Here is a 14024-nt window from a genome sequence, read left to right as displayed (position 1 = left end):
CCCTACCTTACATTTTTTAGTGTCCCGCACCATTATTTTACTATTCTTACTTTTTATTCTGTATTGAGAAAGAATAAGGGAACGTTCACATATGTATCCATGTCGTGCAAAATTAACACTTGACTTTTCGTGCAATTCATATCAAAAAAAAGATAGATAATAGCGAAATTCCTGCTACATCTATCTTCGTTTTCAATGCTATGATTTTAACTTTATAAACGTAACTTCCGGTAATGTTTGCATATGCTGAATAAACTCATTCTTTTCTTCTGACGATATATTTTTCAGCTGCATCCCTACCTTATAAACTATTTCTGCTTCTTGCTGTAAAGCTTCTACTTCATATGAAAGTATTGGAATGCCTTTCACTTGTAGTGTTTCTAATATTTGTTGTACCGCCTCACGCTTATTTATACATATTTGCACCGTTATATTTTGCGGAAATAAAAATTGCACCGTGAACTACTCACCACTTAACGTCCCTACGGACTATTTGAAGTGGGAGCTTCTTGGGAAGTAGATACTTTTATTAGCTATCTATATTTACCAAGCTATAAGGGTAGTACCTACCCCTAAAGAAAATACCAATTACGTGGCTAATTTTAGTAAGTTTATACTTGCGTTTACATCTCTATCATGATGGCTATTGCATTCAGGACAAGTCCACTCTCTAAGGCTTAGATTCTTGACTTCCTTATTTTTATAACCACAGCAAGAACACAATTGGCTACTCGCATAATTCTTAGGTGCGACTATCAAATCGCGACCTTTCCATATTGCTTTATAGTCAAGGTGCTCTCTGAATTTTGCCCAAGATACTTCACTGATTGCTTTTGCTAATTTGTAATTCTTTTGCATGTTCTTCACTTTCAAGTCCTCAATCACAATTACTTGGTTTTCGTTTGTGATTTCATTGCTTATCTTGTGAAGAAAATCATTGCGTTGATTCGCAATCTTCTCATGAAGTCTTGCAACTTGTAACCTGGCCTTGTTTCTATTGTTTGAACCTTTCTTTTTGCGCGACAAAGAGCGCTGCAGAAGAGCTAATCTTCTTTCGGCTTTTCTCAACCATTTAGGGTTCTCATATTTCTTGCCATTAGACAATATTGCAAAGTCTTTTAGCCCAACATCAATACCAACTTTTGCATCAACTTTAGGAAACATTTGCACATTTTCTTCTACTAAAATCGATACAAAGTATTTACCAGTAGGTGTTTGAGACACTGTAGTAGACTTAATTAATCCAAAGAATTGTCTGTGCTGTTTAATCCTTACCAAGGTCTTTAGTTTGGGCAGCTTGATATAACCACTCTCAATGTAAACCGTGCCTTTTTGGTTATTTGTTGTATAACTACGATGGTTATCTTTCTTACTTTTGAATTTCGGGAATCCAATAGATTTATCCCGGAAAAAGTTAGCGTATGCTTTATTCAAATTCATTTGAGCATTCGCCAACGCAAGACTATCAACTTCCTTTAGGAATGGAAATTCAGCCTTATATTGTGCAGGCGTAGGATATGTAACAGATTTATCAAGTTTATCCTGTGATTCTTGATAAGATTTGATTCTATCTGCAAGCATCTTGTTGTATACAAATCGAACACATCCAAATGTTTTTGAGAAAAACATTTGTTGTTCTTTATTTGGATAGATACGATATTTGTATGATTTTAACATTCCCTACACCTCACTTTCCCCTTGATTTTCAATATATTTCTTTACTACATCTATCGGTGAACCACCCATAGTAATCAAGCAAAAGCTTCTTGACCAAAACATTTCTTTCCAAAGTTTCTTTCTCACATGGGGAAAGTCTCTCTTGATGAGTCGAGAACTTGAATTTTTATAAGCATTAATGAACTTTGTCAGTTCTGTATTCGGATGTGCCTTGAATAAGATGTGCACATGGTCTACATCATGGTTCTATTCGATTAATGTAATATTATAGTTTTCAGATAGTTGGACAAACATATCTTTTGCATAGTCCGATATATCATCATCAAATACATTTCTTCTGTATTTCACGACCAATACAAGGTGATAATACAATAAGAACAATGAATGATTATTGCTATCTAACTTCATTGATATACCAACCTTTACCCTTTATAAGATTGATTATATTGGAGGTGAAAATAAAAGGCAAAGCCTTTTGGCTGCGCCAAACCGAAATTCATCTCCCACCTATCGTTGGGCTATGCCCTTCACACGCTTGAGGAAGGAGAATTCTTTCGGAAAATTCGTTAAAGCATTCCCTACCGCTACTAGGAAATGTGTTTTTAATCCCGCTTCTTTTGATCGAATTTCCCTTTCAATACCGATTATTGCTCCTAACAAACCTGCAACACCGATTCGTATAATCAAATCAAAATTTACACTCACGAGCCCTTCCCCCTTTCATTCATTATAGATAGATAAAACAAAAATTATCACTCACATCCTTTTATCGATATGAAGGAATTTTGCTAAAATACACTTAATACCCCGACCATTTCATGTTAATATTTTAAATATTAACATGAAATAAATAACTTCTAATTTCCTTAAAAAACAAAGATAGATTACATGAAATGAGGTTGAGAAAGTTTAGAAAACGCTTACATTTTACACCGTATTTTTTTATACATACTAAATAAATAAAGGAGCTTACTAACAATGAACGTCTCTTTACTTACACCTACTATCGATTTACAAGAAGAATACTTAGATTTTTATAACGAATGGAAAGATAGCGGTGAAACAATGATTCCGTGGGTTATCTCAAAAGATCCCTCTAATTTCACGGCAATGATTCAAGAACTTCACGATGCTCATAACGGAATAAACCTCCCTGAATCTTGGGTACCAGACTCTACGTATTGGCTCGTTACAGATGAAAATAAAATTGTAGGAGCTGTTAATATACGTCATAGTTTAACCGAGCATTTATTTAACGCTGGAGGTCATATCGGTTATGGCATTCGCCCTTCTGAAAGAAGAAAAGGTTATGCTACGAAGTTATTAAAATTATCGCTAGAAAAAACGAAGGAATTAAACATTACGAAAGCACTTGTCGTTTGCGACGAAGTGAATACAGCTTCAGAAAAAACAATTTTACATAACGGCGGGCTTCGTGATGATGATTTCATTGAGGAAGATGGAAATGTAGTAAGAAGATTTTGGATTGAGCTATGAAGAAGTCATCCGATGAAAATAATCTTGTTATAGAGAAATATAGTAGAAGTAATGAGCTAAAAGTAAAACAACTTATTGATTTATACAATGAAGACTCTTATCTATTTAACTTATTACGAGATAATAAAACAAAATGTGTGTATATTGCCTACTATAAAAAAGATGTAGTAGGCGTCTTTTTCACGTGGAACAGTAACTTCCATCCATACTGCACATACTTTCGAATGTATACAAATCCGTTCTATTCAGAGGTACACATTGAACAATTTTTATTAAACGAGATTCAAAAACGAGAAAACTTCAAACTACCATTACAAACCTCTATATGAGGAACATCGGCTCATTTAAAAGCCTATTGTGAAGAACATAATTTTATGGAAATCCGAAGAACATATATGCCGATATTAGAAGTACGCAAAATCATAGCTATCGATACAAACCTCTATATGAGGAACATCGGCTCATTTAAAAGCCTATTGTGAAGAACATAATTTTATGGAAATCCGAAGAACATATATGCCGATATTAGAAGTACGCAAAATCATAGCTATCGATACAAAGCTTCATTCAAATTATGATGTACAAAGCTTATCAATCATCCTATCCAATAATAGCTCCTTTGAAAAGCTAGCTCACTTAGTAAAAACGAATTATGAGGATACTCACTTAGCAAATCCCGTTGCCTCATACCCGCTCGAAACTTGGAAAGAACAGATCTTAACTGATGATGTGTTACTAGATGGGAGCTTTGTAATGATAGATGAAGAGAATAAAATTATTGCGTACTCTTTCCTCCATACATCAGAAAAGGATAATACGGTAGAACTAGGATGGTGAGGGACTCACACTACAGAAAATTTATCCTTACTGAAACTTCTCGTTTTCAAACAAGCTATGTATGCAAGTAAACACGGTTATTCTTTCATTCAAGCTGAATTCGATTCAACGAGTATATACGCAATGGAGATATTAAAATCTTTTCCTTTCAATCCTTGTGCTACTTGGATTACGTATCAAAAAGAAGTCGGAAAGTGATTATACACCTTCCGACTTCTTTTATGCTTTCTCTATTTCAAACTGCACTGTAATACCACTAGGATCTACTACTGTAAATCCGTTTGTACTTTCGTTTACTTTATGTTGTTTTTCTATTAATCTTTCTTTCACTTCATCTAACGCTTCTTTATGTGGTAATACAATTGTATACACTTTAAGTCCAGTTGCATGAGCTGGTGGGTGCGGATTATTTACTCCGTTCCACGTATTTGCACCGATATGGTGATGATATCCTCCTGCAGAAATGAATAAGCAGTCATCTTCACGCTGTTGTACTTCAAATCCTACTGTCTCTACATAAAACTCGTGTGACTTCTCTACATCTGCTATTCGTAAATGTACGTGCCCAACGACAGTATTAGCAGGTAATCCATCAACCTCATAATCAACGAGCGTTGCCAGTTCTTTTAAATCTAGCGGCGTACTTCCTCCTGGTCCTTCTCCCCATTGATCACGTGGGCGGTCTGCATAAATTTCTATACCATTTCCCTCTAAATCTTGTAAATAAAATGCTTCGCTATACGTATGATCACTTGCACTATTAAACCTTGAAATCGGTAAAATTTCATTTGAATATGTATAACGTCCTTCTTGCTCAGCCGGACTATCAATTACATTCTTATTACGAATCACACCAAATAATGCCGAAGCAAAAGCCTCACGAGTCGGAACTAAAAAGGCTACATGATATATACCAGTCGTACGCGGTTCTTGCAGTACCTCGTCCTCTAATTTTTCAAGAACAAGTAACGTGTTCTTTCCACCTTTTCCTGATAAATATGCTTTATTCTCCTCTTGCTTAATTACTTCTAAGCCCACTACATTCTCATAAAATGCAATTTGGCGCTCTAAATCTTGCACTTTAAATTCAACATGACCAATACGTGTTTTCGGATGAATTTGTACCATGAATAACTTCCTCTCCAGTTCCCTTTTATTTTTATATAAGTTGATGGACAATAGCCACATTCAACGAACATATTTTAATTTTGTTTTTTTGTAGCATCAACTTTCAGCCATTTTTTTGATATTTCGCTTAATGTCCCATCTTGTTCTAATTCTTTCAACGACTTGTTTATATCTTCTAACTTTTCGCTCTTTTTGGCAAATGGAAATGCAATCTCTCCCCATTTAAGTGGACCAAATCCTACTTTCACATTATCTAAATCCGCTTTTTTAATTGTTGTTTCTACTTGCACTTTATCATTATAGTAAGCATCTACACGGCCAAGTCCTACTTCATTTAATTCCGCTGTTGGATCCTCTGAGAACGTTTTAATTGTAAAAGCATTATTCTTATTTAAAGCTTTTAATTCTTGTTCCCCAGCTGTACCAAGCCCAACACCTACAGTCTTTCCTTTTAGATCTTCTAACGATTTAATTGTATTATTATCTTTCTTCACCGCGAAAACAGATCCTGAATATACATATGGAATTGAAAAATCATATTTCTTTTTTCTTTCCGGAGAAACCGATAATTCATTTGCAATCGTATCAATACGACCTGAATCTAATAGACCAAATAACCCTTCAAAATCAGAAACATTCCATTCAACTTTATATCCAGCCTTTTTAGCAGCAGCTTCAATAATTTCAGCATCAAAACCTTTTACTTTCTCACCCTCTTTAAAAATAAATGGGCTACGACCTGCAGACGTCCCAACTTTCACTACTTTTTCATCTGTCTTTTTGCTCGCTGTATCTGAACCACAAGCAGATAAAAGCCCAACCGATACTGTTAATGCCAATGTTAGTAATAATGATGATTTCCTCATAATTCTTCCTCCTAAATAACGAAATGATTGCCTTCTTCTGAAGCATTCAATTGTCGTAAAAATTTTTTCGTACGTTCATTTTGTGGGTTCCTAAAAATCTCCTCCGGCGTTCCCTGGTCTACAATAATGCCATCAGCCATAAATATAATGCGGTCCGCTACCTCTTTTGCGAAATTCATTTCATGTGTAACAATAACCATCGTTATATGCTGTCTTGCCAAATCTTTAATTACTTGTAATACTTCATTCACTAATTCTGGATCAAGTGCTGAAGTCGGTTCATCAAACAATAATATAGCTGGATTTAATGCCATCGCTCTTGCAATTCCAATCCTTTGTTGTTGCCCACCTGATAACATCGTTGGGTAGAAATCTTCTTTTTCAGCTAAACCTACTTGTTTTAATATTTCTCTTGCTATTCTTTTCGCTTCTTCTTCACTTTTTTTCTGTACAACTGTTAATGGTGTTGTAATATTTTGTAATGCTGTTTTATTTTTAAATAAATTATAGTTTTGAAAAACCATAGCTGTTTTTTGACGTAATTGTATTATTTCTTTTTTATAAAGCTTCTTTGCATGAATCTCTAAATCTTCAATTCTAATACTTCCATCCTCTGGTTGTTCTAATAAATTTAAACATCTTAATAATGTCGATTTACCTGAACCAGAAGGCCCAATAATGACTACCACTTCTCCTTTATTTACAGTAAGTGAGATTCCTTTTAATACTTCATTACTTTTGTAAGATTTATACAAATCACTTATCTCAATCACACATATCACCTCATTTTTATTACAAATACGGTGCATCAAGTTTCTTTTCTAACTTTTTCTGTCCCCAACTAATTACTATTGTAATAATCCAATATACAATCGCTACCGCTAAGTAACTTTCCATATAACGATACGATTGTGCCGCTAGCATCTTCGCCTGCGCTAAAATTTCAGCCACCCCAAGTGCAAAAGATAACGAAGATTCTTTTAACAATCCGACAAAATTATTTCCAAGTGACGGTACTGCGACACGAATAGCTTGTGGAAAGATAATCTGTCGCATCGCTTGCGCCTTTGTCATTCCAACTGATAAACAAGCATCCATTTGTCCTGATTCCACAGCATTTAATGAGCCCCGAATAATCTCTGACAAATATGCTGCATTATTTAAACTGAGACCGATTAAAGTCGCTTGCATCGCTGTAAGTACTGTAAAGGCTGGAAATATTTGCGGCAATCCGAAATACAACACAAACAATTGAACTAATAAAGGTGTTCCTCTAAAGAAAGATATATATACTCTTGCAATAGAATATAAAAATTTCGTTTTGTTTTTCGTTATGATCGCCAAGCCAATCCCTATAACAAAAGAAATAATCATTGAAACTACAGTAATCCCTAAAGTTATGTATACATACTTAAATAATTGCGGAAAACTTTCTAAAAAATACGTTACATCAAACTTCACTTTATCCCCCCTCTCTAAACAAAAAACTCTTCTTACACATATAAGAAGAGTTGAATGTTAATCCATTTCCCCTCATCTTCCAAACGCTTCATACGTTTGCTGGAATTAGCACAGTACTTTTGTAGCCTGTTGCTGAGATTTCATCGGGCCAGTCCCTCCATCTCTCTTGATAAGAAAACTAATAAATATTTCCATTTATTTAGTTGTTAATATGAAGAATACAGTTAATTATATATAATGTCAATAGGAAAACTAAGAATTAAATTCAACACTTTTTCGAATAGCTTATCCCTCACATTCACCCAGTCTTAAGGTGTATAATTTACACTGGATAAATCGCACAGAAAAAGCCATTATTTCTATTCTTAATAGAAATAATGGCTTTTTTATAGATTAATTATTCTTATCTCATTTTATGTACTTCGGCAACTAACTTTCCACCCTGAATGCCCATATAAAGTTTCACAGGTGCATCATTCGTGTTTTCAAACACTAAGTCTAAGTATGGATACGCAATTGTAGCATCTCTTCCTTGTGGAACATAACCTACCGTTTTAGAATGTGTCGTTCTCTCTATCATTTTCAAACCAGCTTGATCTGCTGCATTGTATAATGTTGATGATGTTTGACAAACACCACCACCGTATCCATCTACTAATTTACCATCTACAATTTCTTTTCCTAGTTGATATCCTTTATCTGGCGTTGTATCACCAATTAATGCATTGAAAGAGAAACTGTCTCCTTTTGCTAATACAACTCCATTTATGCTCGCTGCTGACAAGCGAATATTCTCAATACGGCCACCTGCTGAGCCACCTAAATTCGTTTCATATCTACCAATTACCGTACCACTTCCTTGCGCATCACTTAATGTTGCGATAGGCTTTTTCTCAACAATAGGTAATTGATATGAAGAATCCCACATACCAACGTTTAATAATTTATCTACTAATTCTTTTTCCATTAACTCATAAGCAGGTTTTCCTTCTTGCCAACTTCCATCAGGTGCTACGCGTGAAGGAACCATCTTTTTATCAACGCTTTTCCCAACCTCACTAGCAACCTTCGTTACCGATTTTTTAAATTTTGCTTCATCTTCAAAATAACCTAGACTCGATAAATCTAGCTTTTTCACTTCCGTACCAGTACGACCATCTACTAAACTAATAGAATCCTGCACCTCTGCTTTAGCCTCTACCGTGTGGCCACCAATGTCACTTACTAATGCAACATCACTTACTTTTGCACCACAACCACTCACTATAGCTACACATAACACCCCAACTAATATACCCTTTACTTTACGGAACAATATACTCTCCCCTTTTTCCCAATATTACTTTTATGTATTATTTCATTTTTATGTATGTTTTATTACAATCATTTTACAATATATTTATAAAATGTTACAAGCTATTTTTTACTCTATATAAATTACTCTTTTCTTTTCTAAATGTCTATACATATTTACATAAAAGTTGGAGTTCGATAGAATTGTAACCTTTATGTAACCTCACCTTTTTATCCAGTATATACCATAAAACGAAAGAAATACAAATGTAAAACTCCATATTCTTATTTATAAAGAAACACCTTGTGAACATAAATAGGTATTTGCCGTGCCACACTCCGCTTTTACACATACATTATGGTGAATTAACCTATTTTAAAGAAATGGAGGATATTTTTATGTACCCCTACAATCCATACGATCCATATAACCAAAATGGTTATCAACCTCAATATGATTTACAAGCACAATACCAACAATATATAGATCCAGCAGAACAAGTTAATCCATATGATCAAAATCGACAATTCCAACTTCCAATCTCTTTTCCTGGTACTGGAAACCGTCAACTAGAAAGACGAGTAAATGAGCTTGAACAAAGAGTACGTCAATTAGAAAACACGGTTGAGCGTCATACACGTAGATTAAACCGCTTAAACCAGCGTTTACGTACAATAGAAAACAGACTAAACATTCCATTTTCAGCATTAGAAGACGGATTTTAATTTCGAAAGTAAAAAATATATAAAGGAAGGGGCTCCCCCTTCCTTTATATAAATTGACGAAAGTTTTTTCCATCTCTATACTGATAAGAGTTAATGAAATGAAACAAGGTGATAAATATGGATTTTGAAATAAATTATCTTTCCTTTTATGTTGTACAAGTAGAAGGAAAAGGTGAAGCTGTTGATAAACGCTACAAACATTTTCAAACGTTAGACGCTGAAGAGTATGAAGATAGCTCCTTAAAAGAATTTTTGAATGGTGAATTATTAAAAATTTCAAAGCGAAAAGTAGAACGTCATGCGAAAACAGAACAAGCTCCGACAAAGATTGGTCGCTTCATTGTAGAAGAAGGGCACGAACTTGATTCAAACCCTCATTACAACCTCTTTAATCGCATTCGCTTTGCGGAAACAAAAGAAAACTTCAAAGATATGAGTGAACCTCTCGTTTATACATATCTGGACACAAGCGCTGTACGCGGTGGTGTATTTTTAATTGCGCAAGCAAAACTACGCAAATACTTTGATGATCCATTCGTTTTCGTTATGAAATGTGACTTCGAACCGAAAGTCGCTTCTATTTCAGATGAATCCACACTGATTCGTAACGTTGAAATGGCCATCACAACAAAAAACATGAAATCTATCCAATATCCGTACATGCCTGAAGAAGGTATGGTCGAAGTGGGTGAGCTAAAAATACATCAAGCATCACATGCCCGCTACTTTGAAGACTTCTTAAAATTCGTCGAATATGAACGCTCTATGCCTGAAATTATGAAAACACAAGTAATGGACATGGTATACGACCAAATTGAAGATGTATTTGAAGAAGGTACGGAAGAACGCGAACAATTCGACCAAGCGATGGAAGTATGGGCTGCCAGTCCGAAACGCGAAATTATGGAACAATTTTCAACCGAAGAAGTAATGGAAGCTACCGCTCAAATCGTCGAGCACGCCCCAGAAGTGGAATTAAAGCTAAAAGCAGATCATATCTCTGTGAAGGCCCTGCTTGCTGATTTCGGAGATCAAATACATATCGCGAAGGTAAATGACCGATACGTATTAATGATTGAGGCTGATACACTTACGTTTGAAAAAGGCTTCTCTCCTATTGAGTTTCTGAAGCCAGATGAATTGCAAGACGTAATTGAGCGGATTGAGAATAAGCAGCAGTATTCTTATGATCCGAACGGGATTGAATAAATCCTTCCATATATCTATTTTTACTGAGCGCTGTTAATAAGCGCTCTTTTATTTTGAACTTAGTTGACGTTTATATTAAAAACCGATTCTTAGTAGAATCGGTTTTTCTGCTTTATAACAAAATATGTTTATTTTTAATCCAAGATAACAATTGTTGCAGAATCCAGTAGATTCCTTCCTTGTTGTACAAGCGTATTTCGATTAGAGTAGTCACTATGTATGTTGGTAAAATGAAAATTTCACTTCACTACCTCAAATTTATTGTACTCGTAAAAAGATAATTGAAAACGATATTCTGGATGCTCTCTTACCCAATCATAGGCTTCTTCTAAAATATCCATTTTGTTTTGCAAGTCATTAAGTTCACTACATTCGTCCCTTTTCTGTTTGCACAGAGGGCAGAATCCATTCACTATTTCGGCACTCGTCGCCCTAATAGTTTTACTTTCTAAGTCAACTACTAGACGAAGAATAAGAGAATGCTCAGCTTTTGTAGTCACCGTCATTTCAGCAAGCCCATCCTTATTCCAAAAGACACCGTTTAATTCCATCTGTACGGTGACGTCTTTAATATCCAAGTCTATCACTATCACACCTCCCTTGTATAAAACTCATATTTACTCTTCGATTTTAATCTTTAATACACCACGCTTTAAAGTTATATTAAGCTTTTTCCAATTCTTCTTCTTTGCTATGAAAGGAAGTGCAATTACTGCTAATAGCGTGGTAAATATTATCCCAAAAACTAAAACTGTTACAATGTTAAAGATTGCTTCCATTTAACTCTATCCTTTTTCATTTCTATGGGCTCTAATTTTATGAATGTATTTAAAAATTCTTACCACACCTTAATTTTCAAAGCAATTATAATGGCCCAATCACAACAAATCAATTCCTATTTAATATGAATACTTTATTCATCCATCAGTACAATGACGTTAAATTTATGTAGCTAGAAATAGAGGAGAATGTCATTTAACCTCTACATTCTCCTCCATCTCAGCCAAATACCTAATCTGCCTTTCCGCTTTTCTCACCGCCGTAGGAAAATGCTTTTTCAGAAGTGCTATTGTAGCTTCACTTATATAATATCTTTCCGTTATACTTTCCCACGTGTCACTATTTTCAAATGCACTCCAAACGAAAGGACGCTCTGTATTTTTTCTCATTTCTTTAAATACCCATTTTCGCATCTTTTTTTTCGCTTTTTCTGTTAGTTTTCCGTTCTCTACAAGTTCAAGCTCACCATGTCTTTTGTACCGTTTATGAATGTCTCTCTCGCTATATACTTTAAGAAGTATATTCGCTGTATTCTCAGCATCCGCTAAAGCTCGGTGCTGCTTCCCTTCCCACGTTAAACCGAGCTGTTCTACTGCAAATTGTAAACTTGGTGTATGCTCAAATAACTCTTCATACGCTTGGAAAACAAACTTCTGCAAATCAAATTTGCTCTCTTTTTCCATACATGGGCATTCTACACCGTGTAACGTACAATCATGAGATAAAAAACGATAATCTTCTCTTCCCCATGAAACAAATACAGAGTCTTCTCCGATAAATTGAATAAATTTCTCTATAATTTGCGGAAATTTCTCCACACCAATTAAATCTTCCTTTGTAATTCCCGTTAATTTTGTCGTATGACGAGTGAGTCGTGCACTCGGCTTTACTAACTCCGAAAATTCTCCAATTACCTTCATTGTACTTGCTTCTATTTTTACAGCTCCGATATCAACTATCTCTGACGGATCTTCTGATTTATACGGCCTGAAATTTCTCTCTATATCGAACACAATAAAATGTGTAGCGTTTTCCAATTTATTTACCTCTTTCTAAATTCCTTTTCACACACATACTCTATTTTCAGTATTTATTTATTCATTCATACACTTTATGCATGAAATACTTCGTCTAATAAACGAAAATTTAATCTCATTATTATATGTACATAGGAGGTTATTCAATAAAAATGCAAAAAAAAGAAGGGCAAGCCCTTCTTTTTTCCATAATTACTTCTTGTTAACGTTTGTAGCTTGAGGTCCACGGTTACCTTGTTCTACTTCGAAAGTAACTTCTTGACCTTCTTCTAAAGATTTGAAGCCGTCGCCTTGGATAGCTGAGAAATGAACGAATACGTCTTCTCCGCCTTCAACCTCGATGAAACCGAAACCTTTTTCTGCGTTAAACCATTTTACTTTACCGTTTTGCATTTAAAAAATCCTCCTACAATGTACCTATATGTACATATTCATTTTCAACCACTTTACAATAATACTTCAAAAATTAAAAAACTGCAACCCCAGAGGAGATTTAACATTGCTATCCTCCTCGGAAGTTACAGCTCATTTAAATCTCTATATTATTAAAAGTAAAATGGTTTAAAGTAACTATATCATATCAATATAATAAAAGTAAAGTTTTTTTTGCTATATAATTTTTTTCTTCCATTGCATCGCTTTTGATTCACCTGATCCAGCTACAACATAACCCTCTTTTTGGTTAACGATGCGCCAGCCATGCCCTTTAACTGAGTCACATACTGTAACAAGTCCTTCTTCTAAAAGTACACGACAAACCGTACTAATCCCCGCCTTATTTTGCGTTGACGTTGTATATAGCACATGTTGATCTACACTCAAGGCTAAATAGCTACTTGCTTTCTGCTCACTTTGACATGTGTGCCAATATGTTTTTTCACTCTCAATACTTTCATCTATTTTACAAAAAGAAATATTCCCGCTAATCCCCTTGCACGATCCACTCGCTGCTACTATATAAGAATTGTGTACAGTCAACGCTGAGATCATCTGATTCATCACGATTTTAATCCTCTTTAATTTACGTGTCTCCAAATTAAAGAGCCAAACACCACCATATTTAGCATGTATTTTCGTACCAATAAATAAGTAATGTTTATATAAAAATAACGATCGAATAGATGGTGCCCCGCCACCATACTCAAGAAATGGATGAATGGTTTCCCATGTCGAACCAAAATCATTAGAACGATACAACGTTTTATCTCCATGAGCAATGACTGTTCCTTGTACATTACTACACACATTCCAACTCGTTGCTTTTGTTGGAAAACGCTGAACCGTCCAGTTCTCCCCACCATTCATACTACGAATAAAAATCCCTTCGTCACCTACACCATACACTACATTATCTTCGCTATGTAAATCCCTAATTCGTTTTTGAAAACCATTTAATATTTGTTTCCATTCTCCGTCTCGTTCAATAAATAAGCCATTATATGTAGTAGCTAACATAAGTTTTCCATCTCTTAACTTTGTAATAGCGGTCGCACTTAACATTGTCTCCACGTTG

General features: G+C 34.9%; 14 protein-coding genes, 4 pseudogenes and 1 riboswitch. Of the genes and pseudogenes, 4 read left to right on the top strand and 14 right to left on the bottom strand.

Features of this window, described 5'->3' with window-relative positions:
- Positions 1 to 198: 198 nt before the first annotated feature.
- The 4 genes and pseudogenes from DN389_RS20860 to DN389_RS28885 all read right to left on the bottom strand — a co-directional run.
- Positions 199 to 462, bottom strand: a pseudogene (locus tag DN389_RS20860) (MgtC/SapB family protein); the annotation flags it as partial.
- A gap of 126 nt (positions 463 to 588) precedes the next feature.
- Complete coding sequence (gene tnpB / locus DN389_RS20855) at positions 589 to 1677, bottom strand: IS200/IS605 family element RNA-guided endonuclease TnpB (protein ID WP_149237540.1); 1089 nt, start codon at positions 1675 to 1677, stop codon at positions 589 to 591.
- A 3-nt stretch (positions 1678 to 1680) separates the two neighbouring features.
- Positions 1681 to 2085: pseudogene (gene tnpA / locus DN389_RS20850) on the bottom strand (IS200/IS605 family transposase).
- A 132-nt stretch (positions 2086 to 2217) separates the two neighbouring features.
- Positions 2218 to 2382: pseudogene (locus tag DN389_RS28885) on the bottom strand (MgtC/SapB family protein); the annotation flags it as partial.
- Positions 2383 to 2655: 273 nt separating this feature from the next.
- Between DN389_RS28885 and DN389_RS20840 the strand changes: the two are divergent.
- Both DN389_RS20840 and DN389_RS29205 read left to right on the top strand, forming a co-directional pair.
- Entirely contained in the window at positions 2656 to 3174 is a 519-nt protein-coding gene (locus DN389_RS20840) for a GNAT family N-acetyltransferase (protein ID WP_098090590.1), read from the top strand.
- Positions 3171 to 4209: pseudogene (locus DN389_RS29205) on the top strand (GNAT family acetyltransferase). The gene DN389_RS20840 and the pseudogene DN389_RS29205 overlap by 4 nt, the downstream one beginning before the upstream one ends.
- Before the next feature lie 21 nt (positions 4210 to 4230).
- Here the strand turns inward: DN389_RS29205 and DN389_RS20825 are convergent.
- The 5 genes from DN389_RS20825 to DN389_RS20805 all read right to left on the bottom strand — a co-directional run bounded on the left by DN389_RS20825 (position 4231) and on the right by DN389_RS20805 (position 8781).
- Complete coding sequence (locus tag DN389_RS20825) at positions 4231 to 5139, bottom strand: VOC family protein (RefSeq protein WP_098191211.1); 909 nt, start codon at positions 5137 to 5139, stop codon at positions 4231 to 4233.
- 74 nt (positions 5140 to 5213) lie between these two features.
- Positions 5214 to 6005, bottom strand: a complete 792-nt coding sequence (locus DN389_RS20820; protein WP_016718186.1) for an amino acid ABC transporter substrate-binding protein — start codon at positions 6003 to 6005, stop codon at positions 5214 to 5216.
- An 11-nt stretch (positions 6006 to 6016) separates the two neighbouring features.
- On the bottom strand, positions 6017 to 6778 hold the full coding sequence (locus DN389_RS20815; RefSeq protein WP_179955902.1) for an amino acid ABC transporter ATP-binding protein: 762 nt from the start codon (positions 6776 to 6778) through the stop codon (positions 6017 to 6019).
- 19 nt (positions 6779 to 6797) lie between these two features.
- Positions 6798 to 7466, bottom strand: coding sequence for an amino acid ABC transporter permease (locus DN389_RS20810; protein ID WP_098191209.1), 669 nt, complete (start codon positions 7464 to 7466; stop codon positions 6798 to 6800).
- A 69-nt stretch (positions 7467 to 7535) separates the two neighbouring features.
- Positions 7536 to 7642: riboswitch (SAM riboswitch) on the bottom strand.
- Between the two features lie 227 nt (positions 7643 to 7869).
- Positions 7870 to 8781, bottom strand: coding sequence for a VanW family protein (locus DN389_RS20805; protein WP_097858319.1), 912 nt, complete (start codon positions 8779 to 8781; stop codon positions 7870 to 7872).
- Positions 8782 to 9143: 362 nt separating this feature from the next.
- Between DN389_RS20805 and DN389_RS20800 the strand changes: the two genes are divergently transcribed.
- A complete protein-coding gene (locus DN389_RS20800) occupies positions 9144 to 9485 on the top strand; it encodes a hypothetical protein (RefSeq protein ID WP_116300170.1) in 342 nt (113 codons plus the stop codon).
- Between the two features lie 117 nt (positions 9486 to 9602).
- Complete coding sequence (locus DN389_RS20795; protein ID WP_000345047.1) at positions 9603 to 10694, top strand: DUF3900 domain-containing protein; 1092 nt, start codon at positions 9603 to 9605, stop codon at positions 10692 to 10694.
- A 239-nt stretch (positions 10695 to 10933) separates the two neighbouring features.
- Here DN389_RS20795 and DN389_RS20790 read toward each other — a convergent pair whose 3' ends face one another.
- The 5 genes from DN389_RS20790 to DN389_RS20775 form a co-directional block, all read right to left on the bottom strand.
- Complete coding sequence (locus tag DN389_RS20790) at positions 10934 to 11281, bottom strand: hypothetical protein (protein WP_142343681.1); 348 nt, start codon at positions 11279 to 11281, stop codon at positions 10934 to 10936.
- 30 nt (positions 11282 to 11311) lie between these two features.
- A complete protein-coding gene (locus DN389_RS28500; RefSeq protein ID WP_088122787.1) occupies positions 11312 to 11473 on the bottom strand; it encodes a hypothetical protein in 162 nt (53 codons plus the stop codon).
- Positions 11474 to 11665: 192 nt separating this feature from the next.
- Entirely contained in the window at positions 11666 to 12511 is an 846-nt protein-coding gene (locus DN389_RS20785) for an exonuclease (protein WP_000426513.1), read from the bottom strand.
- Between the two features lie 192 nt (positions 12512 to 12703).
- The gene (gene cspB / locus DN389_RS20780; RefSeq protein ID WP_001179147.1) at positions 12704 to 12904 is read right to left on the bottom strand and encodes a cold shock-like protein CspB; all 201 of its coding nucleotides are present in this window, start codon (positions 12902 to 12904) and stop codon (positions 12704 to 12706) included.
- A gap of 216 nt (positions 12905 to 13120) precedes the next feature.
- On the bottom strand, positions 13121 to 14020 hold the full coding sequence (locus tag DN389_RS20775) for a WD40/YVTN/BNR-like repeat-containing protein (protein ID WP_000449522.1): 900 nt from the start codon (positions 14018 to 14020) through the stop codon (positions 13121 to 13123).
- Between the last annotated feature and the right edge of the window lie 4 nt (positions 14021 to 14024).

It is taken from the genome of Bacillus sp. AY3-1 (genome assembly GCF_008368785.1).
Lineage (GTDB): Bacteria > Bacillota > Bacilli > Bacillales > Bacillaceae_G > Bacillus_A > Bacillus_A wiedmannii.
Note: the sequence above shows the minus strand (reverse complement) of the source record. Positions and strands in the feature narration are given on the sequence as shown.